The sequence below is a fragment of the Sorangium sp. So ce590 genome, assembly GCF_051521365.1.
GTDB lineage: Bacteria > Myxococcota_A > Polyangia > Polyangiales > Polyangiaceae > Sorangium.
The window spans coordinates 1,426,155-1,452,986 of sequence record NZ_CP150346.1; the positions used below are offsets into that span (position 1 = coordinate 1,426,155).

22 protein-coding genes are annotated in these 26,832 nt (G+C 71.5%); 9 read left to right on the top strand and 13 right to left on the bottom strand.

Features of this window, described 5'->3' with window-relative positions; translation table 11 throughout:
- Nucleotides 1-140: 140 nt before the first annotated feature.
- Nucleotides 141-758: a class I SAM-dependent methyltransferase gene (locus WMF28_RS05215; protein ID WP_437600945.1), complete on the top strand. Its 618-nt coding sequence runs from the start codon at nt 141-143 to the stop codon at nt 756-758.
- 269 nt (nt 759-1,027) lie between these two features.
- On the opposite strand, the gene WMF28_RS05220 is transcribed toward WMF28_RS05215, so the two are convergent.
- The 4 genes from WMF28_RS05220 to WMF28_RS05235 all read right to left on the bottom strand — a co-directional run bounded on the left by WMF28_RS05220 (nt 1,028) and on the right by WMF28_RS05235 (nt 6,891).
- The gene (locus WMF28_RS05220) at nt 1,028-4,072 is read right to left on the bottom strand and encodes an OTU domain-containing protein (RefSeq protein WP_437600946.1); all 3,045 of its coding nucleotides are present in this window, start codon (nt 4,070-4,072) and stop codon (nt 1,028-1,030) included.
- Between the two features lie 18 nt (nt 4,073-4,090).
- Nucleotides 4,091-4,729: a peptidoglycan-binding domain-containing protein gene (locus WMF28_RS05225; protein WP_437600947.1), complete on the bottom strand. Its 639-nt coding sequence runs from the start codon at nt 4,727-4,729 to the stop codon at nt 4,091-4,093.
- A gap of 414 nt (nt 4,730-5,143) precedes the next feature.
- Nucleotides 5,144-6,058 (bottom strand): hypothetical protein, encoded by a 915-nt coding sequence (locus WMF28_RS05230; RefSeq protein ID WP_437600948.1) that lies wholly within the window; start codon nt 6,056-6,058, stop codon nt 5,144-5,146.
- The gene (locus tag WMF28_RS05235) at nt 6,031-6,891 is read right to left on the bottom strand and encodes a ferritin-like domain-containing protein (protein ID WP_437600949.1); all 861 of its coding nucleotides are present in this window, start codon (nt 6,889-6,891) and stop codon (nt 6,031-6,033) included. Before WMF28_RS05235 ends, WMF28_RS05230 begins: the two co-directional genes overlap by 28 nt.
- 361 nt (nt 6,892-7,252) lie before the next feature.
- Here WMF28_RS05235 and WMF28_RS05240 point away from each other — a divergent pair, with 361 nt between their 5' ends.
- Nucleotides 7,253-7,582 carry a DUF2325 domain-containing protein gene (locus WMF28_RS05240; protein WP_437600951.1) on the top strand — a complete coding sequence of 110 codons (330 nt, stop codon included), beginning with the start codon at nt 7,253-7,255 and terminating at the stop codon, nt 7,580-7,582.
- A 40-nt stretch (nt 7,583-7,622) separates the two neighbouring features.
- On the opposite strand, the gene WMF28_RS05245 is transcribed toward WMF28_RS05240, so the two are convergent.
- Together WMF28_RS05245 and WMF28_RS05250 are read right to left on the bottom strand one after the other, a co-directional pair.
- Nucleotides 7,623-7,841, bottom strand: coding sequence for a hypothetical protein (locus tag WMF28_RS05245; protein WP_437600952.1), 219 nt, complete (start codon nt 7,839-7,841; stop codon nt 7,623-7,625).
- Between the two features lie 105 nt (nt 7,842-7,946).
- A complete protein-coding gene (locus tag WMF28_RS05250) occupies nt 7,947-8,534 on the bottom strand; it encodes a PH domain-containing protein (RefSeq protein ID WP_437600953.1) in 588 nt (195 codons plus the stop codon).
- Between the two features lie 171 nt (nt 8,535-8,705).
- Here WMF28_RS05250 and WMF28_RS05255 point away from each other — a divergent pair, with 171 nt between their 5' ends.
- Nucleotides 8,706-9,278, top strand: coding sequence for a hypothetical protein (locus tag WMF28_RS05255; RefSeq protein WP_437600954.1), 573 nt, complete (start codon nt 8,706-8,708; stop codon nt 9,276-9,278).
- A gap of 40 nt (nt 9,279-9,318) precedes the next feature.
- Here WMF28_RS05255 and WMF28_RS05260 read toward each other — a convergent pair whose 3' ends face one another.
- Complete coding sequence (locus tag WMF28_RS05260) at nt 9,319-10,824, bottom strand: phytoene desaturase family protein (RefSeq protein ID WP_437600956.1); 1,506 nt, start codon at nt 10,822-10,824, stop codon at nt 9,319-9,321.
- Between the two features lie 715 nt (nt 10,825-11,539).
- On the opposite strand from WMF28_RS05260, the gene WMF28_RS05265 reads away from it, so the two are divergent.
- The 6 genes from WMF28_RS05265 (at nt 11,540) to WMF28_RS05290 (ending at nt 19,010) form a co-directional block, all read left to right on the top strand.
- Nucleotides 11,540-12,409, top strand: coding sequence for a DUF1566 domain-containing protein (locus tag WMF28_RS05265; RefSeq protein ID WP_437600958.1), 870 nt, complete (start codon nt 11,540-11,542; stop codon nt 12,407-12,409).
- Between the two features lie 196 nt (nt 12,410-12,605).
- Nucleotides 12,606-14,099: a serine/threonine-protein kinase gene (locus WMF28_RS05270; RefSeq protein WP_437600959.1), complete on the top strand. Its 1,494-nt coding sequence runs from the start codon at nt 12,606-12,608 to the stop codon at nt 14,097-14,099.
- 102 nt (nt 14,100-14,201) lie between these two features.
- Nucleotides 14,202-15,164, top strand: a complete 963-nt coding sequence (locus WMF28_RS05275; protein ID WP_437600960.1) for a hypothetical protein — start codon at nt 14,202-14,204, stop codon at nt 15,162-15,164.
- A 25-nt stretch (nt 15,165-15,189) separates the two neighbouring features.
- Nucleotides 15,190-15,402, top strand: a complete 213-nt coding sequence (locus WMF28_RS05280; protein WP_437600961.1) for a DUF2169 domain-containing protein — start codon at nt 15,190-15,192, stop codon at nt 15,400-15,402.
- Nucleotides 15,403-15,737: 335 nt separating this feature from the next.
- Nucleotides 15,738-16,223, top strand: a complete 486-nt coding sequence (locus tag WMF28_RS05285) for a hypothetical protein (protein ID WP_437600962.1) — start codon at nt 15,738-15,740, stop codon at nt 16,221-16,223.
- A gap of 489 nt (nt 16,224-16,712) precedes the next feature.
- A complete protein-coding gene (locus tag WMF28_RS05290; RefSeq protein ID WP_437600964.1) occupies nt 16,713-19,010 on the top strand; it encodes a LamG-like jellyroll fold domain-containing protein in 2,298 nt (765 codons plus the stop codon).
- A gap of 42 nt (nt 19,011-19,052) precedes the next feature.
- Here WMF28_RS05290 and WMF28_RS05295 read toward each other — a convergent pair whose 3' ends face one another.
- The 6 genes from WMF28_RS05295 to WMF28_RS05320 form a co-directional block, all read right to left on the bottom strand.
- Entirely contained in the window at nt 19,053-20,903 is a 1,851-nt protein-coding gene (locus WMF28_RS05295; protein WP_437600965.1) for a sigma 54-interacting transcriptional regulator, read from the bottom strand.
- Between the two features lie 213 nt (nt 20,904-21,116).
- A complete protein-coding gene (locus WMF28_RS05300) occupies nt 21,117-21,431 on the bottom strand; it encodes a GIY-YIG nuclease family protein (protein ID WP_437600966.1) in 315 nt (104 codons plus the stop codon).
- Nucleotides 21,428-23,758, bottom strand: coding sequence for a tetratricopeptide repeat protein (locus WMF28_RS05305; RefSeq protein WP_437600967.1), 2,331 nt, complete (start codon nt 23,756-23,758; stop codon nt 21,428-21,430). Before WMF28_RS05305 ends, WMF28_RS05300 begins: the two co-directional genes overlap by 4 nt.
- Nucleotides 23,759-23,769: 11 nt before the next feature.
- On the bottom strand, nt 23,770-24,618 hold the full coding sequence (locus WMF28_RS05310; RefSeq protein WP_437600968.1) for an SDR family oxidoreductase: 849 nt from the start codon (nt 24,616-24,618) through the stop codon (nt 23,770-23,772).
- 141 nt (nt 24,619-24,759) lie between these two features.
- Entirely contained in the window at nt 24,760-25,908 is a 1,149-nt protein-coding gene (locus WMF28_RS05315) for an Rpn family recombination-promoting nuclease/putative transposase (RefSeq protein ID WP_437600969.1), read from the bottom strand.
- Nucleotides 25,909-25,989: 81 nt separating this feature from the next.
- Nucleotides 25,990-26,799, bottom strand: coding sequence for an SDR family NAD(P)-dependent oxidoreductase (locus WMF28_RS05320; RefSeq protein WP_437600971.1), 810 nt, complete (start codon nt 26,797-26,799; stop codon nt 25,990-25,992).
- Between the last annotated feature and the right edge of the window lie 33 nt (nt 26,800-26,832).

Here is a 26,832-nt window from a genome sequence, read left to right on the forward strand (position 1 = left end):
GAAGAAGTTGGCTGCGCTCCCGGAGACCGCGGCGCGCGCCGACGCTCCGCGGTAGGATCCGAAACCACGCCGATCGGAGCGAAAGCCACGCCCTCGCGCGGGGCGGCGCGCTGCGCTACGCATGGGAAGAGGTGCCGAGGATGACCGAGCTCTGGGAGACCGTGTTCGCGGACAAGCAGATGATGTGGGGGCCCGAGCCGAGCCGATCGGCGGTCTTCGCGCGGGACTGCTTCGCGCGTACGGGCGCGAAGGAGATCCTCGTTCCGGGCATCGGCTACGGCCGGAACGCCAAGCCATTCCTCGAACACGGGATGTCCGTGACGGGGATCGAGATCTCCGGGACGGCGATCGGTCTCGCGCGAACGCAGATGGGTCTCGAACTCCAGATTCACCACGGGTCCGTGGCCGACATGCCGTTCGACGCTCGCCTGTACGACGGCGTCTTCTCGTACGGGCTCCTCTATCTCCTCGCCCCTCCCGCGCGGGCGAAGTTCCTCCAGGACTGTCATCGCCAGCTGCGGAAGGGCGGAGCGATGATCTTCACCGTCATATCGAAGCAGGCTCCGATGTTCGGTCGGGGGCCAAAGCTCGGAGACGACTGGTACGAGGTCCACCCGGGCGTGCAGATGTTCTTCTACGACGCCGAGTCGATCCGGCGGGAGCTCGGTCCGCACGGCGAGATCGAGCTCTCCGAGATCGACGAAGCGGCGGGGGGCGGCACGCTCCCGTTCATCAACGTGGTGTGCAGGACGGCGTGAGCACCTCGCGGTCGCTCGCGGCGGGCTACCACGGCCGAGCTCGTTCATCCGTGCTCGGTGCTCGCCTCGAGCGCGTCGAACCGCGCCCTCGCCGGTCTACCCGTGGAAGCGCTGGCAAATGACCACGTGCGCAAGGGCATGACCGTCGCGGAGGTCGAGCGCTGGCTCGGCCCGCATCTCAACTACGACGCTTCAAACGAGTACCTCGTCGCCCAGGTTCGTCCCTGGTTTCGTGGGGGGTATCGAAGGGGCCGCCTTCACGCCACAACCTACCGGGACCCCGGCGCCCAACGGCTCTTCAGGATCTCCTCCACCTGGTCGAGCGCCAGCTCCTGATCCCCCTTCTCCGCGGCGAGCTGCCGCCGCAGCTCCAGCAGCGGGAGCGCATGCTTCGCGACCGCGTCAATGACCCCCGCGCTCACCTGCGGCACGCGGCAGCTCTTGTTGCTGTTCACCCGCTTGTGGCGCTTGATCGCGGCCTGATCGAGCACGACCTCCGTCGACACCCGACCGATGTACTGGGCCATCTCCGCCGGCGTCTTCGGATCGGCGTCCTCGTAGCGGTACGTGCCGAGGAGGTTGTCCCGGAAGTATGTGAGCACCACGGGAGCGTCCTCGCTGGCCTCGACGACGTGGCGCCACATGCCCAGCGCCTCGGTCCGTTTGTCGATGTCGTACGTGAACACCAGGTCGAGCTGACCCTTCGTCCGGAGGTCGAGGCCAAAGAGATCACAGCCCGCCACGACCGGCTGCTTACCATACCAATGGGGACCGCGACCGAGGAACACGGTCCCGGAATCGCCGACGACCTTCGCCGGATACAGGTTGTCGGGCCGGTATTTGTTCAGCTCCCAGAGCGACGGGGTGACGAGCGCGAGCGTGCGCATCGCGGGCGCCTTGTCCCCCTTGGGCCAGAGGCGCTCCATCTCGGCGAGCAGCGGGATCGATAACGAAGCGTCCAGGTGCCACATGAAGACGTGGGCCGGCGCGCCCTTCTCGGACGACACCGTCACGCCTCCGGCGCAGCTGCTGATCCCGGCGGTCACCGCGCAAGTGAGCTTGAGCGGCGGGTCGAATACGTGCCGCTTCCAGTCGGCGCCCTTCGCCAGGCGCTTGCCGCCCTCGAGCTCAAAATCTTTGATGCCCTCGACCTCCTCGAAATCGAGCACGAGCCCCTTCTGGAGCAGGTCCGCCTTGCGTCTGAAAATCGCGGCGTACATCGCGTCGCATTGCCTGACGCAGGCCTGGACGTCGAGCATCTGCACGATCGGCTGCACGGCGTCGTCGAAGGCGGGGAGCGCGAGGCCTGTCGTGTCATGGCCTAGCTTGAGGAGTATCTGCCGCGCTTCCACGTCCGCCTTGAGCGCGCCGACCCTCTGGAGCGCGACCGCGTGCCGATCCCGGAACGTGCTCAGGAGCGCGAACTCCGCCCGCTCCTGGCCGTTGAACACCCATATGGCGGTATAGAAGCTGCGTGCCCGCAGCGTCGGGAACATCCGCGAAGCCTCCAGGCCCGCCGTCACGCTCGCCGCCGCCGAGAGGGCGCTCCGAGCAGCCGAGACGAGCCCGAGCACCCGCTCCACCGCGAGCACCTCGACGCCCTGCGCCCGCTGGTTGCGGGCGGCGAGGTCCGCGGCGCTCGCCTGGTATGCGGCCCGCGCGTCACCCGACCAGTAGAGCGCGTGCAGGTAATACCGGCCCTCTTTCTCGTTGAGCTGGAGCGACGCCATGCTCGCCCACGAGGTCGACGCGTACCACTCGCCCTCCGCGACCTCGACCAGGTAATTGTGCGCGTTCGCGTCGAGCCGGCCCAGCCCCGCGACCCCGGCCAGCTGCTCGAGGGCCTGCCGTTTGTCGAGCGGCATCGCGAACGTCTCGCGGCCCTTCGGCTGTTCGCCCTCGATGGCGGGGTTCGCGAGGTCGTTCATCGACGCGTCCACGCCCAGAGCGCCGAGCGCCGCGGGGCTGTCGTCGAGCATGAGCACCAGGACACGGGCCAGGTACTCGGCGTGGAGGATATCGATCTCGCTCGGGACGTGCGCGTGCGTCCACGCGCTCGCGGCAGGATCGAACCCCCTGTCGCTGCTCGCCACGACCTGGAACGGCGAAGCCTGCCATTCCATCATTCGCACGAGGTGGTCGGACAGCGCCGACGCGTCGAGCGTGAAGCGCGTTCTGTCAGGCTTGTCGAGGTCCTCGGATTTGGCCTTCAGCTTGGCGAGGTTCAGCTCGATCTCGTCGAGCAGACCCCCGTTGGGCACCCCCCTGCCCAGGCGGCCGAACGCGCGGCGGCAAAGGCGGAGATAGACGACGGCCGGCGCCGCCGCCTTGCCGCGCTCGACGTCGATCAAGAGGTCCGTCGAGGAGAGATCGAGCAGGTTGACGCAGGCCTTCTCCACCCGGACGAGCGGCAACACCAGGGGCTCCTGGACCGCCTTCACGAGCTCGCCCGGGTCCGTCGCCGCCGAGAACGATTGCGATGCGAGCTGTGCCTTGTCCTTGCGATTACGAAATGACACCGCCACGACCGGCGCAGGGCGCTCCACCACGTTGAGCTCCCTGCCCAGCGCCACCGCCACGGGCTTCACCACCAGCCTGGATTTGCCCAGCGCATCCAGCACCGCCCGGCTGTACGTCATCTGGCGCGGGCCGATCGCCGGGCAGAAGAGCTTCAGCCCGTCGGGGTTCATGTGGTAGGCCCACGGCTCCTTGGCCGATTGCGACACCTCGTCGCCCTTCTTGACCACCTCCACGACGGCGTTGCCCCCGTCGCGCTCCGCGTCGTAATCGGTCAAAAAAACGTCGTAATGGACCGGGATGTGGCCCACGAGGCGAATGCACAGGCGAAGCTTGGCGTCCTTCGCGTGCGACGCGGTATAATAGGGAATGCCCAGCGCCTGGTCGCCGCCCTGGTCGTCGAACACCAGGACCTCCACGTCATAGAGCCGCTCGATCGCGGTGATGCACGCCTCGTCCCCCCAGCTCCTGGCCCCGCGCAGGTACTCCACCCGCCGATCGATCGCGGCCCTCTGCGCGTCGCTCACCGCGTCTTGCTGGTTGCCGGTGATGCCCATCCCGTCCCGCAGCTTGAAGCCGAGGGCGTTCGTCTCCTTGGCGTGATCGGCCACGTACTGGACCACGTGCGCCCGGAAGCGCATGTGATCGGCGAACTCCGCCCCATGGCGTCCGGCGGTCACGAGCCCGTGGCCGGCCGCGTGGAACAGGCAGTTTCCGTCCTTGCGGGCCCGGATGAGCTCGTAATCGGCGTCACGGATGCGGACCGTATTCTCTCGCCCTCGGACGTCGAAAGGCACGGTCGTCCTCCAGCCCGATCAGCAGCCGTGCGCCGAGAGCAGCGCGGCGCGCGTGGCGTCGTCCGGCGCGTCCGTCCTGGGCAGGCCGCTCCGCGCCTGGAAATCGTGCATCGCCCCGATCGTCGCCGGATCGAGATCGTCGCCCGTGGACCCGCCGAGATACCCGAGGTTGCGCAGCCGGTGCTTGAGCCCGCGCACGGTGTCAATGGGGTCCAGCTCGCGCAAGCCAACGGCGTAATGCTCCTCGGGCGCGTCTTCCGGCCGGAGCACGAGCTCGGCGTCGCGCGCGTTCGGTCGGAGGAAACACACGAGTTCTCCGTTCGCGTCGGTCTTGCCCGGCAGCGGGTCCCCGTCGATGGTCAGCACGTACGGGACCCCTGCCCGCGGAAACTCCGGGGTACCGAACCGGATCCGGAGCTGCTCCGGCACACCTTTACGGCGGAAGGTGTGGCGCTTCCCGGTGGCGGCCTCCTCCTCTTTGGGCCGCCGCTCGGGCACGACCACCCGATCCCCCTGGCGGAGCACGTGCGCGCTCGTGCGCGCCGCGCGCAAGGCCGCGTTGTCCGGGTGGTCCCACAAAGTGCGCCAGGAATGCCCGTGCTCGAAGGCGATGCTCGACAGGCAATCCCGAGCCCCGACTACGACGGTGATGGGCATGCCAAGCCACGATATCGAATTGCGTCGATCCTGTCAAGCACCCTCATCCAGGGCGATGGCGACGGCGTCCCGCATGACCAACCCGCGAGTGTGGCGCCCCGCGAACGATCGCGGATACAATGAATGAATGTGCGTTGTCGCTCATTGAGTGAGTCGCAGTGAGTCGCAGTGAGTCGCAGCGAGCCGCAGCGAGCCGCGCCGACCGATGGCCACGGCGGGGCGCTGGCCATGTTTGCGGGCCTGCTCCTCGCCGCGCGCAGGCGTCGAATCCATACATGGCTTGTTCGTCGGCGGCTGCTCGGATAACAATCCTGGCCATGAAGCACCACCGCGTCGCTGCAGGGGAGTGCATATCGAGCATCGCGTTCAGCTACGGCTTTGCGCCCGACACGCTGCATGTCCGTCGCGCGCCGGTCACTCGAGGTCGGGCCGCGCGCTGTCCATGCCGATCGCCCACGCCATCGTGTACCGCGCGTTGATCTCGCACCGGGGATTCCAGCGCAGGCTCCCGCGCTCGTCCTCCCAGCGGAAGGCGTCGATCCCGAAGGGCCCGAAATAGCCCGCGCCGGCGAGCGCAGCTCCCGTCTCGAGCGCGGCCTCGACGAGCCGCCGGCGCTCGCCGCCGTCGAGGTCGCCCTCACCGGCGAGCGCGGCGCCGAGGTAGGCCCCGTTCGCGTCACAACGCTGGACGCAGGGGGCGCCGAGGCGCACCGCGCCGCCGCGGGCGACGTGCCCGTGCAGCGAGAAGTCGCCGCGGCGCTCGACCCAGGGCTCGACCTGCAGGCCGCTGTCCGGGGAGGCGGGGTCGAGCGACGCGACGGCCCAGGGCCGCGCGTCGGGCGGCAGGGCGCCGCGGGCGACCCGGCGCCGGCCGCGCCCCGCGAAGCCGAACGGCCGCTTGAGCAGCCAGTGACCGGTCGGCGTGGGCCCGGCGATCGCGGCCTCGAGCTCGGCCAGGGTGACAACGTGGCGCGCGCCGGGGAGCGTCTGGCCGAGGTCCGCGCAGAACCGCCGGTGGTTGACGCGACGCAGCACGTCGAGCGGCGGCGCCTCCGCGGGGGTGACGCCGGCGCGGGCGAGGAGGCGCCTGGCGCGGGGCGTGGGGCACCACGCGCGCCCGACGAGCGCGGCGCCGGGGGGCGCCGGCGGCACGAGCGGCGAGGGGAGGTCGGGGCTGAGCACGACGTCGCCGGGGCGCAGCAGGGCCGCGATCCGGCCGGCGAGCTCCGGGGCCCGGCCGGCGACCGCGGCGCGAGGGGTGTACCCAGCGGGGCGGGCCAGCTCCTCGTCGGCGTCGAAGTTCAGGACCCAGGCGCTCGCTCGGTCCATGAGGCCAGCGCGTCGAGGAACGGCTCGGAGAGGCCGGAGCGGCTGCGGTCGCGGCGGTTCATCGGATCGCCCCGCATGAGCAGCGGCGAGAGGGGCGGCGGGATGTGGCGGACCCACGTCTCGAAGTCGCCCGCCGCCTGCGGCGAGGCGGCGCCCGGCGCCTGCGTGAAGCGGCGGAACCAGCGGACCCCGAAGCGCACGTGCGGGATCTCCTCGGCGCGGACCCGCTCGGTGAGCGCGGCGCCCTCCACGTCGCCGATGGCGCGGAAGCGCTCGGCGAAGCGCGCCGTATGGTCGAGGTTGCCCCCCTCGAGGCCCATCCCCATCACCGCCACGAACTGCGCGGGCGACGCGGCGGCGGGCACCCGCGACCAGAACCAGTCGCGCACCGGGAAATCGCCGAAGCGGTGGCCGATCGCGGCGAGGTAGGCGGCGTAGAGCCGCATGTGGCGCGCCTCGTCGAGGGCGATCCGGACGAGGCCGCCGCGGAACGCGCGCGGCGTCTCCGGGAAGGCGAGCAGCGCCCAGGCCATGAGCTCCGCGGCCTGGAGCTCGTGGTGCAGGAACGCGTGGAAGAGCTGCGCGCGGCGCGCCGGGTTGCGCAGCGCCTCGGGCCCCGGGCTCTTCAACGCGCGCTCGGAGATGCGCAGCTCGGCGGGCCGGCCCGGCCGCGCGAGGCGGCGCGGGGGCGCGGGGGCGGGCTCCCAGACCGACGGCACGGGCGGCGGCTCGAGCTTGTGCGCCAGGTCGGTCGAGAGGACGTAATCCCAGGCCCAGCGCTCGACGGTGCCCGGCGGAGGCGGGTCGCTGGGCGGCGAGGAGAGAGACATCATGGCACGGCAGGGCAGGGCAGGGGGGACGCTGCTCCCTACCACAGCTCCAGGTCGCCGGCGGGTCGCCGTCGCGCCGGCGCGACGGGAGCTCGCAGGATGGCGGTAACTGTGGAAGATGATTGATTTTTTATTCTTGCATTCCCGCCTTTCTCGTCGAGCCCGACCACCTCCCGCGCGCACCCCCTCCCCGGCGGCGGGCGGCGACTGCCGGGCAGCGCCGGGCCCTCGCGCTTGCCATGTCACGATGACAGAGGCCTCCGCATCTCGACGACAATTTGCCGGGGAATAGACCAGGATCGCGAGATTTGCGCGGGAATGGCCGGTCGAGGAGCGTGGCTTACGCCTTGCTCTGAGACTCGGCATGAAGGCGGAGCGGCGTTCCCAGGCGGTCGACAGGAAGCGCGAGGACCAGACGGTGCTTGTCATCGGGGGCAGCGGCGGCATGTCCAGCCGCTACCGCGATGTGGTCGAGGAGCACGGCTTGTCGCTGCGCCATTACGAGAACCGCGTGCCGCCGGGGGCGCGCCGCGGCGTGGGGAGGATCGCGCTCATCGTGATCATGGTGACGATGGTCTCGCACGCGCTGCGCGATCAGATGCAGAGCCTCGCGGCGGACGGCGCGCCCGTCGTGTACCTGCGCAGCGCCTCGGTCTCCGCGCTGCGGGCCGCCATCGAGCAGCGCGCCGCTTGACGAGGGGCGCCGCGCCGGAGCGCGCCGCGCCGGGGCGCCGTCAGCGCACGCCGACGAGGCGCTGCATGAGGCGCTGGAACTCGGGGACCGAGAGGTCGATGTGCTCGACGACGCGCCCGTAGAGCGTGGCCGTGGGTACGTTGCGGCCGCCGAACTCCCGCTCGAGCTCGGAGAGCTTCCAGAGGATGATGCGCTCGGCGCGCGTCAGGCCGTCGCGCACATCCGGAAGATCATCGAAGGGGGATCGCCTCGTGGACATGGTCGGGCTCCGATCAGGCCTGCGCCGCCGCGCGCCGGGCGTTGCGCCCGCCCCGGCGGCCCAGGGGATCCGCTGCCTGGGCGATACCCACGCGCGTGGCCGCGCTCACTGCACGACCCCGAGCACCCGCTGCTGGCGCGCGAGCTCCGCCGCGTTCTTGATCGCCTCGAACAGCTCGCGCGACGCCGGCAGGCCCCGGATCACGAGCTCGGGGTCGCTCGCGTCCCGCGTGAACACGCGGATCTCGGCGATGTCGAGCAGCCGCTCCATGAACGTCTGGCGGAGGTCGATGTCGTGCACGCGCCAGAGCTGGAGGGTCTCGACCCGCCGCGTGAGCAGGCCGGCCTCGTAGTCGATCGTGCGGTCGGTGATCTTGTAGCGGAGGCTCCTGCGCTTCCAGTGCAGGATGCCGAGCCACACGAGGCCCACCAGCACGAGCGAGAGCACGCTCGCCGCGACGTAGGACCAGAACCACGCCTTCCAGCTCGGCGTCCCCTCGAAGAGGACGCGCGCCGCGCCCGGCGAGGCGGCGAGCGCGCCGGGAGCGGGGGCGAGCGCGCCGGGAGCGGGGGCGAGCGGCGCGGCCAGGGCCGCGGCGGCCACGGGCGCCCCCTCATCGAGCATGCTGCCGCAGAAGCGGCACTTGATCGCGGCGTCCTGGATCTGCTCCGCGCAGAAGGGGCACGGTTTCACGCCGGCGAGTGTAGTACGGCGCGCGCCGGCGGGAAGCGCGCTCGCCACGACGCCCGCCGATCCTGCGGAGCATCCGGTCGGCGCGATTGCATCTGCGCGGGACCCTCGTCAGGATCCCCCCCGCCCGGCACCCGACGGGCCTGGCGACGGCCGCCCGGTGGAGCGATCTCGATGAGCAACGTCAAGGGCAACGCGCTGGGGGGGTTCAAGAACTTCGTGGCCGCGCAGCACGGCGCCGCCGGCGTGGCGCGGTGGCTGGAGGGCCTCGGCCCGCAGGACGCCGCGCAGGTCGGCGGCATCGTCCTGCCGCACGGCTGGTACCCGGTGAGCCTGTGGAACCGCCTCGTCGACCGCTACGTGGTGCTGTTCGGAGAGGGCCACCCGCAGTGCTTCCGGCCCGTGGCCAGCGCCATCGCCGAGGCGGACCTGCAACGCTTCTTCACGGTGCTGCTCAAGGCCGCGTCCCCCGCCACGGTGCTGCGCCGGTCCGCCTCGCTGTGGGAGCGCTACTTCGACGACGGCACGATGGAGGCGAACGAGGTCGCCGAGAAGCGCTTCACGGTCCGCCTCACCGCCTCGCGGCTCCCCGACCGCGGCCCCGGGCCGGTCACCTGCGCGGTGGGCATCCCGGTATGGCAGGAGCGAATCATGTCCCACCTGGGCGCCCGGGAGGGCCGCTGCCTGCACACCCGTTGCCGCTTCCGCGGCGCCAAGGCCTGCGAGTTCGAGGTGTCGTGGTCGTGACCGGGCCACGAGGGCACGTTCCACAGGACCGGCGGAGGCCTCAGCTGCCGTGCGGCGGCAGCTGGGCGCGGGGCGCCGGCATGGCGAGGGCGGGCGCCGGCCGCTGGAACACGCGCCGGAGGGCGGCCGCGGCGGCGTGGTAGCCGCACATGCCGTGGACGCCGCCGCCGGGCGGCGTCGAGCTGGAGCAGAGATAGATCGCGGGGTTGGGCGTCGCGTAGGGGCTGAGGCTCGCGACGGGGCGCGCGAAGATCTGGATCCAGTCGTTGGCGCCGCCGGCGATGTCGCCGCCGACGTAGTTCTCGTTGTACCGCTGAAAGGCGGCGGGGGTGTGGACGGCGCGCGCGCGCACGAGATCGCGGAAGCCGGGGGCGAAGCGCTCCATCTGGGCCTCGATGCGCGCCGTCATGTCGACGGTGCAGCCGGGCGGCACGTGGCAGTAGACCCAGGCGGTGTGCTTGCCGGCGGGGGCGCGCGTGCCGTCGAACAGGCTCTGCTGCGCCACGAGGCAGAAGGGGCGCTCCGCGGGCGCGTCGCCGGCGAGCGCCCGCTCGGAGGCCGCCACCTCGTCGAGCGTGCCGCCCACGTGCACCGTCGCCGCGCGCGCGGCCGCGGGCGCCTTCCACGGGATGGGGCCGTCGAGGGCGTAGTCGACCTTGAACGCGCCGGGGCCGTGGCGGAAGCGCTCGAGGCGGCGCCGGAAGCCCGGCGGGAGCCTGTCGCCCGCGATGCGCGCCATGGCCGCCGGCGTCGTGTCGAAGAGGTAGGCGCGCGCCTCGGGGAGCTCGTCGAGCGACGAGACCGTGCGGCCGGTCTCGATCTCGCCGCCGCGCGCGCGCAGGATGGCCGCGAGCGCGTCCATGAGCGCCTGCGAGCCGGTGCGCACCATCGGCCAGCCCGCCGCGTGCGCCGCGAGCGCGAGCACGAGGCCGAAGGACGCCGAGAACAGCGTCTCGAGCGGCAGGAACGCGTGCGCCGCGCAGCCGCCGAAGAGCCCGCGCGCGGCGTCGCCGCGGAAGGTGTCGCGCGCGAGCCCCTGCGCCGAGCGGATGCCGGAGAGGCCGAACCGCGCGAGCAGGAGCGGGTGGCGCGGCGGGAGGCGCAGCGGGCCGAGCAGCTCGGTGAACAGCGCGCCGTCGTGCGCGAGGAGCGGCGCGAACAGGTCGCGCCAGGAGGCCGCGTCCTCCTCGTCCAGCGTCTCCGCCATGCGGCCGAGATCGGGGTAGAGCAGGGCGGCCCTGCCGTCGGGCAGCGGGTGGGCGAGCGCCGCGTCGGCGTGGATCCAGGCGACGCCGTGCTCCGTGAGCGGCAGCGTCCGGAGGAACGGCGAGAGCACCGCGGTGGGGTGGATGGCGGAGCAGACGTCGTGACGGAAGCCGGGGCCGGTGAGCTCGGCCGTGCGCGCGCCGCCGCCGACGGTGTCGCGCGCCTCGATGACGCGCACCGAGAGGCCGGCCCCGGCCAGCGCGATGGCTGCTGCGAGCCCGTTCGGGCCCGCGCCGATCACCACGACATCCATGGCGAGAGGCCCACGGGCAGCCGGCATGAGAGGAGGGGGTACCCGATCGCCGGTTGGACGGGAATGGAATAGCGCGGCTGGGCTCGGCGGCCGAGCGCGTGGACGGCCCCGAGGATCGCCGCGACCGACAGCACGTACAGGGGGGACCGGAGGAGCGCTCCAGCGGAGCGATCTCGGCGGATCGCCCTCGCACCCATGGTGGCCTTTGGCGGCGCGCCTGAGCGCCCATGCACAGGTCCTGGTTCGCTGGTAGGATGAAACGGACTGCGCAGGCGCCGTCAGGTCGTCAGAGCGTGCTCAGAAGGACATGGGAATGGTCTCAGAGGGAAACCCCGCTCGTGCGGATACGGGGAAAGCAATAGATATATCCATCAGTATGGGTGGAGCGGCCTTCTTGATGGGCATGTGCCTCGGGTGCAATGGGATGCTCGACATCGATCCGGGCGTGCCTCGAGAGGTCGGAGCGACGGGCGGAGGGGGATCCACGAGTGCGGCAAGCTCGGCGGGCGGCATGGGCGGAGGGGGATCCACGAGTGCGGCAAGCTCGGCGGGCGGCATGGGCGGAGGGGGATCCACGAGTGCGGCAAGCTCGGCGGGCGGCATGGGCGGTACGGGCGGTACGGGCGGCGGTTACGAGGCGGGAACAGCAGGGGCCGGAGGCGCACAGGTCTGCGGTGACGCCACCTGGGCGCACTGGAGTCCCGGAGACCTCCTCCTCCCCGGTCGGTACAAGGACCGGCCGATGGGCACGGTGTTCGATCCGACGACGGCGTCGGATACGGTGTTCGATTCGGTGACGGAGCTTCAGTGGCAGCGCGGCGTGGCACCGGATCCGGAAACCGGGAAACCGGGGGAGTTCACCTGGGAGGAAGCGAAAAAGGCATGCGAGCGTCTCGGTCTGGAAGGATATGAAGGATATGATGATTGGCGGATGCCGTCACGCATCGAGCTGGTCTCGATCGTGGATTATGAAAGCGCTTATCCGGCCATACCGGACTCACCGTTCAATGGACCGGCTGGTGACTATTATCTCTGGTCGTTGCGCTTCGCGAACCCCTCACCTCCAGAAGCGTGGTGCGTCCACGTTGAGGATGGCAACGTTGGGAGCTGCGGGATCGACGAACCCCATCGCGTCCGTTGCGTTCGAACGGGGAGACCCGCGAGCGGAGAGCGCTGCGAGTACGCCTTCGACATGGATCGGCTGACCGTGATAGACGAAAAAACGCGCCTGGTCTGGCAGCGTGACGGGAAAGGCGATTGCTCTGACGATGATATTGAGGGCAATTGCTCCCAAAGCATGGCGGATACTCACTGCAAAAATCTTGATTTCGCCGGGTCCACATCATGGCGGCTCCCGACCGTTCAAGAGCTGCAAACGATCGTGGACCATTCCAGGCACCATCCAGCGATTGACCGAATGTGGTTCCCCGAGCCAGAACCGTCCCGCGATGTGGATGTACCAGGATACTGGTCGTCGACCGTCTACTTCCCGAGGCGAAACTCCGCGCCAGCTGACCGCGCAGCGTGGTCGGTGAGCTTCCGGGTCGGTTACGCCACCAACAAGTCGATCGAGAGCGACGGCCGTGTTCGCTGTGTTCACGATTGGCCTTGAACCTGCCCCGTGACTCGGCCCCCTCCGCCGGACGCGGGTCCTCGGACGGGCGACCAGATGGAACGCCAGGGGCCGCCTCGCCCGACCCTGGCTCTTTTGTCAACCTGGCCCCTTGCTGTCAGGGCGAGGATGCTGTCCCCTGGCAGGGACTCTCTTCTGGGTCTCGCGTTTGCCCTCCCCGACCCGCGCCTGCTCGATGGACACTCTCGTCAAGACCGGTGACGTCCTCCTCGGCAAGTACAGGGTCGAGCGCGTGCTCGGAAAAGGCGGCATGGGCCTAGTCGTCGCGGCCCGCCACCTCCAGCTCGGCGAGCTGTTCGCCATCAAGTTCCTCCTGCCTTCCACGCCCGAGCAGCCCGAGCTGTTCGAGCGTTTCGTGCGCGAGGCGCGCGCCGCGGCTCGTCTCCGGAGCGACCACGTGGCCCGGGTCCACGACGTCGGCCGCACGGAGGCGGGCGCGCCGTACATGGTCCTGGAGTACCTCCAGGGCAGCGACCTGCGGGACCTCGTCCGCAAGCAGGGCCCGCTGCCGGTCGACGACGCCGTGCTGTTCGTCCTGCAAGCCTGCGATGGGATCGCCGAGGCGCACGCGGCCGGGATCGTGCATCGCGACCTCAAGCCGGCCAATCTCTTCCTGATCCGCCGCCCGAACGGCAGCCCGAGCGTCAAGGTCCTCGATTTCGGCGTCTCCAAGCAAACAGGCATCGACGAGGTGGAACTGACCACCACGGGCGCCATGCTGGGGTCACCGATGTACATGGCGCCCGAGCAGGTCGCATGCTCGAAGTCGGTCGACGCGCGGGCCGACATCTGGGCGATGGGGGCTGTGCTGTATGAGCTCGTGACGGGCCGAAGGCCGTTCGACGCCGAGACCGTTCTCAAGCTGGTCGCGCTGGTGGTGCAGGCGGAGCCGGCGCTGCCGTCCGAGCTGCGGCCGGACCTGCCGCGGGCCGTCGAGGCGGTGATCCTGCGCTGTATGCGCAAGCGGCCCGAGGAGCGATTCCAGAGCATCGGCGAGCTCGCGGCCACGCTGCGCGAGGCCCTGGCTCCGGCCGCCCTGGCGGCGTTTGACGGCGCGACGATCGCACATCCTGTGCGGTCGAGCGTGGCCTCGGCGCCGGCCCTGCGGCCGCCGAGCGTGCCTTCGCCGGCGCTGGAGCGAGCGTCCGCAGCGCCCCTGGGCCCTTCGCTGATATCGACCATCCAGGTGGAGGCGCCTGCCGCGCCCCTCGCGGCCACGCCGGAGGGGGCGAGTACGACCGTCGATCCGAGGACGACCGCCAGCGAGCCCGCGCCGGCGCTCCACGAGCTCGGCGCGCGGAGAGCGACCGGCGGCGCGCCGGCCCCGCGCCGGAAGACGGCGGGCATGGCCGTCGGCGCAGCGGTGGGGCTCGCAATCCTGGGCGGCGGGGCATGGTTCGTCCTCGGTCGCTCCTCCGGGACTGCTGCGGCGCCTGCGTCGGGGGCGCCGGTTGCCGCGGCGCCCGTCGAAGCTGCGGCGCCTGCCGGTGCCGCGGCGCCTGCGCCGCCGCCGAGCAGCACGGCGGCGATCGTCGCGGGCGAGGCATCGCAGCAAGGCCCCGCTCCTTCGAGCACGCCCTCCGCGCCAGCTGCCCCCGCCGCTCCGAGCCCGCCGCCCGCGCGGCCGTGGGCGCCGGGCCCGACGACCCAGCGTCCCACCCTCTGGTAACCTGGCGCCATGCCAGGTCTCCCGTTACGCCCCTGCACGCTCGCCTTGACGCTGCTGCTCGTCCCCGCAGCTGCGCGTGCGCAGGCAGCCGATTCAAGGGCCATGGCGGCGGCCCAATCCCTCTTCGAGCAGGCCGTCGAGGAGATGGACAAGAAACAGTACGCGAGCGCCTGCCCCAAGCTCGAGCAGACGACGCAGATGCTCCCCGAGGCGCTCGGGGCGAAGGAGACGCTGGCGAGGTGCTACGAGGCCCAGGGCCGGCTCGCGAGCGCGTGGGCGCAGCACGGGCTCGTGGAGGCGCTGGCGAGCCGCGCCGGTCAGACCCAGCGCGCCGCCGCGGCGGGCAGGAAGGCGGCGGCCTTGAAGCCGAAGCTCGCGACCTTGACGGTGGAGCTGCCGGACGCCGTTCGTGGCCTGTCAGGGCTCTCGATTGCAAGCGACGGGCTCGCGCTCGGCGCCGCCGTCTGGGGGACGGCGCTGGCGGTCGACAAGGGCGAGCACGTGATCGAGGCCAAGGCGCCCGGGTATCGCCCCTGGTCGAACAAGGTCGTGATCGGCGAGGATGGCGCACACGCGCGCGTGGAGGTGCCCATGCTCGAGACGCTCGAGGAGGAGGAGGAAGCAGCTCCGCCGCCCGCGCCTGCGCCCGTGACCTCCGTCTCCGTGCCCCCGCCGGCGCTGGCGCCTGCGCCTGCGCCCGCACCGGCGGCGCGCCCCTGGCAGCGACCTGTAGGCATCGCGGCGATCGTCGCCGGAGGCGCGGGGCTCGGGGCGACCGGGGTGCTCGCGGCGCTCGCCGTCGGAAAGAAGAACGCGAGCAACCAGGACGGTCATTGCGACGCGCTGAACACGTGCGACGAGACCGGGCTCGACCTGCGCGCTCAGGCGAGGCGGTTCGGAAACGGGGCGACGGCAGCGCTCGTGGTCGGCAGCGTGCTGGCGGCGGGCGGCGTGGTGCTGCTCGTCACCGCACCTTCGGGGAAGGACAGGCCAGAAACGACGGGCGCCATCCGCTGGGGAATCGACGTCTCGCCGGCGCGCGTCGGGGTGCAAGGAGCGTGGTGAAGGCTGGATCGACGAGCTTGCCCAGGTGCACGGGCAAACGTCGGTCCTCGCCTCGCAGCAGGAGCCGCTCCACGCAGGCGTCCCCCGGGGCGACGCCCCCGGATCGAGCCTGCACACGCCCGGCGATCACGCGCCGACCAGGCCCCGGTTCGACATCCTGCTGAGCGGGCATGTCTCCGCGCCTGCCCGCCGGCCGACCTGCGGCCTCCTGATCGGTCGTAGGGGTCCACCGGGATAGAGGACGTCCGGGCGTCCAGTGCAGCCGGAGTGCCACGTCGCCTCTTCGCGGCGTCAAGCCCTCCCGGCGACGAAGTAGGCAAATTTTGCGTACTTGGGCCGCGAGCACGAAAGCAAGCTTTGCCGAGTCGGCAAGAGCTGCTCGGCCACGGGCGCATTCACGCTCGCGGCCCGGTCGAGGACAAGCGCTTTCGGTCGGAAGCGCGCCTGTTGAACAGCATGGCACGAGCCCTGCAAGGCGGCCGTCGACCCACCGAGTCTCGACATGAGCGGGAACGACTCGGGAACGACGTTGAGTGGAGAACCATGAAAAGAATTTCGATGTTCACAAGGATCATGACGCTCGGCGGGCTCGGACTCGTCGTCGCCGCATGCGCCGTGGATCGCGCCGGGGAAGGCCCCGCCGACTCCAGCGCTGCGGAGGAGAGCTCCGCGATGGTCGCACCTCAAAAGGCCGGCGCAAAGGAGCAGCTCGATATCGCCCTGGAGGAGAGCGGTCTGACAGAAGCAGAGTTGATTGATTACGCGATTCAGGCCGAGGCAGAGCGTTCGTGCGACGACGCGCGCTTGATCGTCGAGGAGATCCACAGCGACGGAACGCAGCGCGTCCGAAAGGCGCTTCCTCTCGAAGAGGCGGCCATCGGGGCGAGCGCCTCGGCCGGCCCCTGTCCGGCGACATGCACCATCTGCGGTGGAGATTGCTTGTTCGGGGGAGTCGTGAAGAAAGCGGGGAAAGTGGCCTGGGACGGAGCGTCGTGCTGGTGCCAGGGCACCATCTATCCCTGGGATTACTGGAACTCGTGCGCGCCGTCGTGCCCCTAGTCTGACCGCCCCCCCCGGCTCACACGTAGTCCGGGCGGTGAACGCTCACGGACCGTGCATCAGGCTCACCAGCGAGAACGCGGAGCTGCTGCCGATTTCCGCGAGGCCGGCCTCTTCCGACTGTGCCAGGCCGGATAGGTGAGCAGCACACCGCTCATCGTGCTGCGCAGCGCCGAGCGCAAGCCTTGTGTCATGCTGCGCGCCGGGCAACGAGCGGAGCGCGCCGGCGCCGAGCAACGCTGGCCGAGGTGAGCAAGACTTGCGTTCGCGCTGCGGCGCGGTGAGCAACGATTGCGTGATCGGCGCTGCGCCCGCGCGCTGCCCCGGCGCCGCGACCTGGCCCGCGAGTTGCCAAATGGATGGCGAGGGTGGCGAGGGCGGCGACGAGGGCGAGGGTGGCGAGGGGTGGCGAGGATGGCGAGGGGTGGCGGCTTGCAGCTCAACATTTCACAGCGAGACAGCGCAATGCAACTTCAACGTGGCTCTTCGATGACAAGGAATATCGGGGACGCGCCGCGCGCGGCCCAGCCGGACGCCGCGGGCGTCCTCTCGGCCCCCGCACAGCGGACGGGGCGATCGCGCCTGCGCCGGGCCACGGTGGCCCTCGCGGCGACGTTCGCGGTGGGCTGCGCGGACACGGCCGAGCCGCTCCAGGCCGAGCCGGTCGCCGCTGAATCGGCGCGTCTCATGGCCTCTCCGCCGTCGCCGGTCGCGCTGTGGCACCTGGATGAGGATTGCTCGAGCACGACCGTGATCGACGATTCGGGCAACGGCGCCCACGGCGTGAGGCACAACGGGGTGGGGTGCGGTGCAGGCCGCGTCGATCGGGCCGCCGCCTTCGACGGCGCCGACGATCGCATCGAGATCCCGGACCGCCCAGCCTTCCACTTCACGACGCAGATGACCGCTGCAGCGTGGGTGAAACCGTCGAGCTCCTCGGGACTCCGGACCATCGTGAACAAGTGGTATTCGATGGATTCGTACGCGCTGTTCCTGCAGGACGGTCAGTTCGGGTTCAGCATCGCTCTCCCCGGCAATGGCTGGGGGACCACGGTCACCGTCGCCGCCCCGGCGAGCCCGGGCGTGTGGTCGCATGTCGCGGGGGTCTACGACGGGACGCGCGTCTCGCTCTACGTGAACGGCGCCCTCGTCGCGTCGACCGCCGTCTCGGCAGAGCCCCGCGCGCTGCAGGACTCCACGCGGCCCATCGTCATCGGCAATCACCCCTCCTGGAACGCGTACGCAGGGACGATCGACGAGGTGCGCCTCTACGATGTCGCGCTGACCGCCGCGCAGGTCAAGGCGCTCACCAGGGACATCTACCATGTCGCGACCACCGGGCTCGACACGAACCCAGGCACGCTGGCCAGGCCCTTCAAGACGCTCGTGAAAGCGGGGCAGATGGCGCAGGCCGGCGACACGGTCTATGTCCGCGGCGGCACCTATACCACGGACAGCACGAGCCCGGTGAAGCTCGACCACCTCGGCACCGAGGAAGAGCACATCGTCTTCCAGCCCTATCCCGGCGAATCGGTCGTGCTCGACGGCAGCCTGGGAGGAGGCAGCAACGAGAACATCCTGCAGATCCGAGGAGCGTATTACGACATCCTCGGATTCGAGATGCGCGACGCGAAAGGCGTCGCGATCAGCCTCTGGAAGTGGGACGGGTCGAGCAGCGGCCGGCATATCCGTATCGCAGGGAACACGATCCACGGCTCGTTCAAGGGCGCCGTCTATCCCGGTCACGAGTCGACCCATATGCGGTTCGAGAACAACGTCGTCTACGACAACGTGAAGATCAACGCAGACAAGCGCCTGTTCTGTCACGAGGGCGGGTGGCCGTCGGCGGTGAACCTGACGCGGGGCGACGACGTGGTCGTGGGCAACACCATCTACGAGAACTTCGGGGAGGGGATCGGCGCCTACGGGACGAACCACCACGTCGCCGACAACGTGCTCCACGACAACTACAGCGTCGATCTCTACCTGAACAACCTCGCCGACTCCACGATCGAGCGCAACTTCATCTACTCGCTGAGCAAGCCGGCGTTCCACCGGCCCTACTGCCCGGACGGCGTGAGCTGCCCCGATCGACCCGCCGGCGACACGGCTTGCTCGTGGGCCGGGGACCTGCGGATCCCTGCCGCGGCGGTGGGGATCGCGCTCGCGAACGAGGACCCGGGCGACGTCCTGCTGGACAACAACCGCGTCCGGAACAACATCGTCGTCGGTCCCGGCCCCTCATCCATCCCCCGCCGCACAGTCCTCCAGCTGAGCGCGTGGGGCGGCACGGGGCCGAGCGATATGGGTCGAACCAGGATCGAGAACAACACGGTGGTTGGCTCGGGAGACGCGGAGCTGTTCGGCATCCGGGGCCCCGCGCCCTCCGCCGAGGGCGGGCGAGCCCAGGTCGTCAACAACATCTTCTACCAGCTGAGCAGCGACAGGCCGCTGACGAGGTTCAGTCACACCGTCAGGATCGACTTCGCCAGCAACAACTGGTTCGGCGGCAACGGGAGCTCCTCGCCGGGAGGTTCTGGGCAGAGCGCGAGCGACGTGGTCGGAGATCCGCTGCTCGTCAACGAGAACGGCATCGATCCCGCCGGCTTCCGGCTGCTGGGCGATTCACCCGACAGGAACCGGGGGACGCTGCTCGTCGATGTCCAGGGGGACTTCTTCGGCACCCCACGCCCTCAGGAGAGCGCCCACGACATCGGCGCCCACGAGGTCGTCGCCGGCTCCCTGGACGAGGAAGAAGCCCTGTCCGGCCGGCCGAGCGCTCGATGAGTGGACCGGATGCCGGCGAGGCGCGCTGGGTGACCGGCGCTCTCAGGACGGACGCTTCGCCGGCCGCGCCGCGAGGCCGTACTGCTTCAGCTTGAACACGAACGTGCGCGTCGGCATCCCGATGAGCTCCGCTGCGCGCGTCTGCACCCCGCCCGTCGCCTCGAGCGCCTCCTGCATCCGCCGGCGCTCCAGCTCCTTCAGCTCCTCGGCGATCGGCCGGAATCGCGGCGGCGCCCCCGGCGGCGAGGAGGGCGTGCCCCCACCGGCCGCCGCGCCCCCGTCCGCCGCCGCGCCCCCGCCCGCCGCCGCGCCCCCACCGGCCGGCGCCGCGGCCCCTCGCCCCACGATGCGGTCCGGCAGATTCCACAGCTCGACGACCTCGCTCTCCGCCGTCGCCGCCGCGAACTCCATCGCATTCTTCAGCTCGCGCACGTTGCCAGGGAACGCATAAGCGGCGAGGGTCGACTGCGCGGCCTCCGAGAGCTCGACCGGCGCCTTGCCGCCCCGGGCGCGCGCCTCGGCCAGGAAGAGGCGCGCCAGGATCGGCACCTCGCGCGGCCGGTGCCGGAGCGGCGGCAGCTCGACCACCGCCGTGCTCAGCCGGAAGAGCAGGTCCTCCCGGAAGCGGCCCGCGCGGCTCTCGGCCTCGAGGTTGCGGTTCGTCGCCGCCACGATGCGGAAGTCGACCTCGCGCTCGCGCACGTCGCCGAGGCGCGTGATCCGCTTCGCCTCGAGCGCGCGCAGCAGCTTGGCCTGCGCGCCGAGCGGCAGCTCGCCGATCTCGTCGAGGAACACCGTGCCGCCGTGCGCGCGCTCGAGCAGGCCCGGCTTCGGCGCCCGCGCGTCCGAGAACGCGCCCCGCTCGTACCCGAACAGCTCGCTCTCGACGAGCGTCTCCGGGAGGGCCGCACAGTTGAGGGGGATCAGCGGCTTGCTCGCCCGCGCCGACCACTGGTGCAGCGCCGCCGCGGCGTTCTCCTTGCCGGTCCCGGTCTCGCCCAGGACGAGCACCGAGAGCTCGCTCGCGGCGAGCCGGCGGACGAGCTCGAATACGCGGATCATCGCCGGATCCGCGAGCACGACCTCGAGCTCGCCGACGCGGTGCCGGACGGCGGTGTCCGCGGCGACGGCCACCGTACCCGGCCCCGCGATCGAGGCCGCGGCGGCGGCGCCGGAGACGAGCGTCTCGGCATCGCCGCCGTCGGCCGGGTACGCAGCGACCCCGCCCCGGGTCCCGGGCGCGAGCGGCGCGAGCACCTCCAGCAGCTCGAGCGTCGCCGCGCGCGCCGCCTCGGCCCCGAGCTCGGGCATCAGGACGACGAGCTGCGCGCCGCCGTCCCAGGCGAGGACGTCGATGAGCCGCAGCGCCGCCGCCGCCGCGGCCCCCGCGACCGCCTTGTCCCGGACGCCGCCGGTCGACACGACGGCCACCGCGAGCGGCCTGCCGTAATCGCCCGCGCGCTCGATCTCTTCCTCGAGGCGCCGGCGCCAGCGGCCCGCATCGACGAGGGCGCGGTCCGGCGCCCGGGGCTCGCGCCGGAGGATCAGCACGGCGTCGCCGATCGTGACGACGTCGCCGGACGAGAGGAGGCGCGATCCCTCCAGGCGCTCGCCGTTGACGAGCGTTCCATTGTGGCTCTTCAGGTCGATGACCTGCACCTCGCCGCCCGTGACGAGGAACTTCGCGTGCCGCCGGGACGCCGCCGCGGCGGTGACGCAGATCGCCGCGTCGGAGGAGCGCCCGACGAACAGCACCCCCTCCCTCGGCAGCGGGCACCGCCGCGACGAGGATCCGTCGATCACCAGGAGATAGGCGTCGGCGTCCAGGTCACCGCCGGAGAGCTCGCTCTGTTGGAGGCTCTCGGTCTTCGCGCTCGAGGTCGACTTCCTCACCGTATCTCCTCATTCACGATGATACCTCGGCCCGGAGAACAGCGCTTCGACGCGGCTCGGCCACGAAGATGCGCGGAGCGAGAGAACGACGCCTACGTCATCGGCCGCAGCCTGCTCGGCATCGGCAGTGGCCGCCGGGTCCTGGGCGTCGTGGGAAAGGCTCGGGTAAAGACGAGCTCCCTCCCCGGGGGCCGGGCGGCTCGGCGACCCCTCTCACGACGTCGACGCGCTACCCTGCGCGGCGCGGCCCGCCGCGAGCGCCATCCCCGGCGCCCCTGTCCTCCCCGCCGCGAGCGCCTCCTTCCCCGCGCGCCCCATCCGCCGGATCGCCGCTTCCCGCCGCAGCGCCTCGCCCTTGCCGGCCGCCGTCTCCACGTGGACCACCGCGAGCGGCCCCCGGCCGCGCGTGTACCGCGCCCCGCGCCCCGCCGCGTGCTGCGCGAAGCGCGCCTCCACGTCGCGGGCGATGCCCGTGTAGAGCGACCCGTCGCCGCAGCGCAGGATGTACACGTGCCAGGCCTCGGTCACTCCTTCGGCCCCTCGTTGTAGCCGCGCGGCCGGTACTTCGGGTCGACGCCGCCGTGCTTCGCGCCGTTGTCGAGCGTGTCGATCGCGAGGTACGCGAGCCACGTCCCGGGGTGCTCCTCGGCGAGCTGCCGGAGCTCCGCCTCGTACGCCGTGAGCCGCTGCTCGTCGTGCAGGCACTGCAGCGCGAGCGCGATCAGGCTCAGCTCGTTCGGGCCGAGCTCCATGCCGCGCCGGTAGTGCGGGAAGGCCTCGTCGGGGCGGTGCATGCGGCAGAGCGTGTCGCCCGTGTACACGTGGGCCATCGGCCAGCTCGGGGCGAGCTCCACCGCGATCTTGCTCTCGGCGAGCCGGGCCGGCAGGTCGCTGCGGGCGCCCTTCATGACCGAGTAGTTGAGGTGCGCCTTGGCGCTGTTCGGGACGGCCTCCTTTGTCGCCGCCCAGAAGTCGAGGTCGTTGCGGTAGTCCATCGCGTGCCGGTAGGCCTGCGCGCACTGGAAGCCGAAGAAGAGCACGAACAGCGCCGGCGTCACCCACGCCCGCCACGACCAGCGGGCGCGCGGCGCGAGCGTCGAGCCCGCGAGGGCCTCGTGGAGCCACGAGAACGCGACGGCGAGGACCAGCGACGAGCCGATGGCCGGGAAGTACCAGAAGCGCTCCGCGCGCACCGTCGGCAGGACGACCGGGATGTTCGAGTGCGGGAAGTAGCTGACCACGATCCAGGTCAGCCCGATCGCCACGAGGCACAGCCCCGCGTAGCCGCGGCGCAGCGGCACCCAGACGCTCCGGTCCGCGGTCGCGGGGCAGGGCAGGGGGCGCGTGCCCTCGACGAGCAGCCCGAGCCCGAGGAGCAGCGCGGGAAGGAACGGCAGCGGCCAGAGCACGAGCGGCAGCGCCCGGAGCAGCGGGACGCGCCCCGCCGGGCGGAGCACCTGCCAGTCGTACACGGCGAGCGCCGCCGCCCCGATCGCGAGCAGCGCCCCCGCGAGGAGCAGCGACCACCGCCGCGACGTCGCCTGGCCGCCGTCGACGAGGAAGGCGGCGCGCACCGAGCGCCGCTCGCGCCGCTCGAGGTGCTCGCGGCGGAGGGCCGCGATCCAGAGCGCGAGCGAGCCGAGCGGGGGCAGCGCCATCATCGCGGCGCCGGCGACGCTGCCGAAGAAGACCAGCCGGTCGGGCGTCGGCTCCTGCGGGTACGAGTAGTCGCCGCTGAGCGTCCACGGGAACACGAGCTGGGTGAGGCCGCGCCAGTAGACGCGCAGGGCGCCGGCGATCCGGTGCGGGGCGTCCGCGGTGCTGAGCGGGTTGTTGAGCGGATCGCGCGGCAGGGGCGCCTGGTGGAACCAGACGAGCAGCTCGTGCAGCGCGCGCTCCACGAGCGGCGTGCCTTCCGCGAGCGGCGTCGTGAGCTCGGCCGGCAGGGGCGACGGGAACCAGCGCCGCCGGAGCTCGACGTACAGCACGAACGCCGCGCCCGCGGCGAGCAGCGCGAGCAGCGACCGGACGAGCCGCGCCGGCCGCGTGGGGTGCGTGAGGGGCGCCGCGATCAGCGCGGCGAACGGGATCAGCGGCACGCAGACGAGCGCGCTCTCCTTGGAGAAGAGGCCGAGGAGCACCGCCGCGAACACGCCGAACGGCATCGCCCACGCGGGCAGCGTCAGGGCGGCGAGGGCGGCGATCGCGCCCAGGCCCCCGAGCACGTCGGCGATGCCCACGATGCCGCTGACCGCCTCGGTGAGCACCGCGCAGCCGACGAAGATGAGCCCGGTGAGGTAGGCGAGCCCGCGCTTGCGCGTGAGCCAGAACGTGACGCACGTGAGCAGCGCGCCGTTCGCTGCGTGGAAGAGGACGTTGTAGAAGTGATGGAAGAACGGCTGCTTCGTGACGGCCCAGACGGTGCGCCAGAGGAGGTTCGGCAGCGGGCGGTAGGAGCCGACGCTCCGGTCGGGCGGCAGCCCCCAGAAATCGCGGTGGATCGCGTCGATGAAGCGGAGCCCGCCCTTCGCGTTCACATACGGGTTGGCGAGGAGCGCCTCCTGCTCGTCGAAGATGTAGTTCGTCGACGGAGCGCGCGTGAAGAGGATGACGGCGATCACCGCGAGCGGCGCGACCGCCGACAGGAAGGTCGGGTCGAGCGCGAGGAAGTAGTCGCGCACCCGCCGGGCGACCCGCCCGAGGAAGGTGGTCGGCTCGGCCGGCGGCTGCGCGGACGACGGCGGCGCGGACGACGGCGGCGGCCCGAACGGCGGCGCCAGCGCGTCGGCGAGCGCGCCGGAGGTGGGCTCCGGCGCGGCCTGCTCGCCGGCGGCGTACGGGGGCGGGTAGGTCACGCCGCGCCCCTTCAGCCCTTGCCGTCCGGCGGAGCGCCGGGCGCGCCCTCCGGCTCGGGGATGGACCAGATGTCGCCCCAGAGCGGCTGGCCGCCGTCGATGCCGTAGACCGCGCCGGTGATGAAGTCGTTCTGGTCGGTCGCGAGGAAGACGATGAGCCGCGAGACCTCCTCCGGGGCGGCGAGGCGCTTGAGCGGGGTGGCGCGCCGCGCGAGCTCGAGGAGCTCGTCGCCGTACTGCGACGTGCCGCTCGACCGGATGTTGCTGCCGGGGGCGACGGCGTTGACGCGGATGCCGAGCGCCGCCCACTCGACGGCGAGCGAGCGCGTCAGGTTCTCGACGCCGGCGCGCGCGGCGCCGGTGTGGGCCATGCCCGGGAAGCCGCGGCTCACCGACGCGGTGACGTTCACGACGCGGCCGCGCTGGGCCGGGATCATCGCCCGCCTGGCGACCTCGCGGGTCATGAAGAAGGTGCCGTTCAGGTTGTTGCGGACGACCGCCTCCCAGCCCTTCGGGGTCATGTCGATGGCCGGGCTCGGGAACTGGCCTCCGGCGTTGTTCACGAGGACGTCGACGCGGCCGAAGCGCTCCAGGACCTGGCCGACGAAGGCGGCGATCTGCTCCGGCTCGCGGATATCGCACGGCGCGGCGAGCACGCCGTCGCCGGGGACGCCGTCGCCTTCGAGCGTCTTCGCCGCTGCGTCGAGCTTGTCGCGCTTGCGGCCGCAGATCGCGACCTTCGCGCCGAGGTGAGCGAGCTCGCGCGCGCACGCGAGGCCGATCCCGCTGCCCCCACCGGTGACGATCGCTACCTGGTTTCCGAAGAGTCCTGGGGCGAAGATCGAGCGCACCTGGGTCACGCCCCGCGTTTACAACGGGTCAGCTGGCGGCGCCACAAGCTGGGCGGTCCCGGGGTGTACCCGGCGTTCCAGGCAGAACGGCCGTCGTTCGGGGGCGCTGGCCCGCCCGGCCCCGGCGGCCGGCGCGGACTTCGCCGTGGCTCAGCGGTCGCCCAGCGCGTCTGCCAGGGTCGTAGCGGTCAGCACGCGGTCGAACCACCGATCCAGCTGCGGGATGTCGGCGCTGTTCACGCGTGCGACGATGTCCTCCGGCAGCGCGCCGAACCGCGCGCCGAGCAGCTTGAGCAGCGTGTGCTGCAGCCCTTCGCGCCGCCCCGCTTGCAGCCCTTCGCGCCGCCCCGCTTGCAGCCCCTCGCGCCGCCCCGCTTGCAGCCCTTCGCGCCGCCCCTCTTGCAGCCCTTCGCGCCGCCCGTGCTCCACCAGCTTGTCGGCCACCGACACGACCTCCTCCTTTCCTTCGTCTCCCACCGCAGCCAGGAGCCGCTGCAGGACCTCCGCCGGCTCATCGCGCTCGTTCGTCGCCAGAATATAGCGCCAGAGCGCACGAAGCGCCTCCGCCCCGTTCGGCGCTCTCCGCGTCTCCCGTACGAGGTCCAGCCATCGACGCAGCTGCTCGAGCAGCAGCTCCGGCTCTCGCGCATGCCGCAGGCACCAGAGCGCGAGCCGTGCGAACGCGCTCATCGCGCGCGCCCGCAGCGCGTCGTCCTCCACGAGGCTGATGTCGTCCAGCACGAACCGTAGCCGCAGCACATGCTCGCCCGCGGCAGTCCGAGCCGCGTCGTCGAGATCGAGCAGATCCTCGAACGCCGTCTTCGCCGTCCACCCGGTTTCACTGTGGTGCAACACCACGGGCACGATCGCCGGCAATCGCCTCGCGGCAGGGTGGGCGGCCAGGTGCTGCTCCCAGATGCGGACCATGTAGCGCAGCAGCCGGAACGCCATCAGCGCTTCCACCGTGCTCTGGTGCTCGAACAGGAGATAGAGAAGCGCGCTGGCCTCGCCCAGCGAGGCCGAGAAGAGCAGGTCGCTCTGCCGCTCCTTCAACGCTTCATCCACGAAGCTCCCCGGCGCGAGCTTCAACGAGTTCCAGTCGATCCGCGCGGCCAGGGCGGGCGGCAGCACCTCCCGCAGCTCACCCGCCGCGTGCTCCACGTTGGAAAAGGCGGTCTTGAACAGCGCGTCGTGGACGTTGGGCTGCATCGGTCGGCCCTCATCCTGCCTCACCATCGGGCCGCCCGCAGCGCCTTTTGCGCGGCGTATTTTCGAACGAATTGGCTTACTTGCGCGCAATCACGACGTCCCTGCCCACCTCGGAGGCGCCCTCGTCCTCCCGGCGCCGAACGTCCGAACGGCGCGGCGCGCTCGACTCGATCAGAGCGCCCTGCGCATCACCTGGCGCATCACCACGTCCTGGAGCAGCTCGGGGAGGGCGCGCTTCAGCCGCCAGACCCAGCGGCCATCGCGGTGAGGCACGGCGTAGAGGCGGCCGGCGTCGACCGCTTCGACCGCGCGCCGCGCCACGTAGTCGGCCTGGAGCCCCTCGCGCCCCATGAGCTTCTCGGCGGTCGCCTTCATGGGCCCGTCGAGGCCGCGCCCGCTCGAGGCGATCTGCGTCCTGAAGAAGGTCGGGCACAGGACGGTGACCCCGACGCCGTGGGGGGCGAGCTCGAGCCTCAGCGTCTCCGACAGGGCGACGACGCCGGCCTTTGTCACGCAGTAGGGTGCGATGCCCGGCACGGAGATGAAGCCGGCGGCGGACGCGACGTTCAGGAAGTGCCCGCTCCGCTGCTCCTTGAAGCGCGGCGCGAACGCGTGGCAACCGTGGATGACGCCCCAGAGATTGACGCCCATGACCCACGCCCAGTCCGCGAGCGGGATCTCGCCGACCTGCCCGCCGGCGCAGACGCCCGCGTTGTTCACCACGAGATCGACGCCGCCGAGCGCGCGATCGGCCTCGCCCACGAGCGCCGCGACGTCCTCGCTGCGGCTCACGTCGCAGCGCACCGCGTGCGCCTCGCCGCCGGCGCCGGCGACGAGGCGCGCCGTTTCCCGGGTGCCTTCCTCGTTGAGGTCGGCGAGGAGCAGCTTCGCCCGACGGCCCGCGAGCTCGAGGGCCAGCGCGCGGCCGAGGCCCGAGGCGGCGCCGGTGATGACGGCGCGGGGGTGCTTGGGGAGGGGCATGACGAAGGCGCATATCATGAAGGCTGTCCCGCG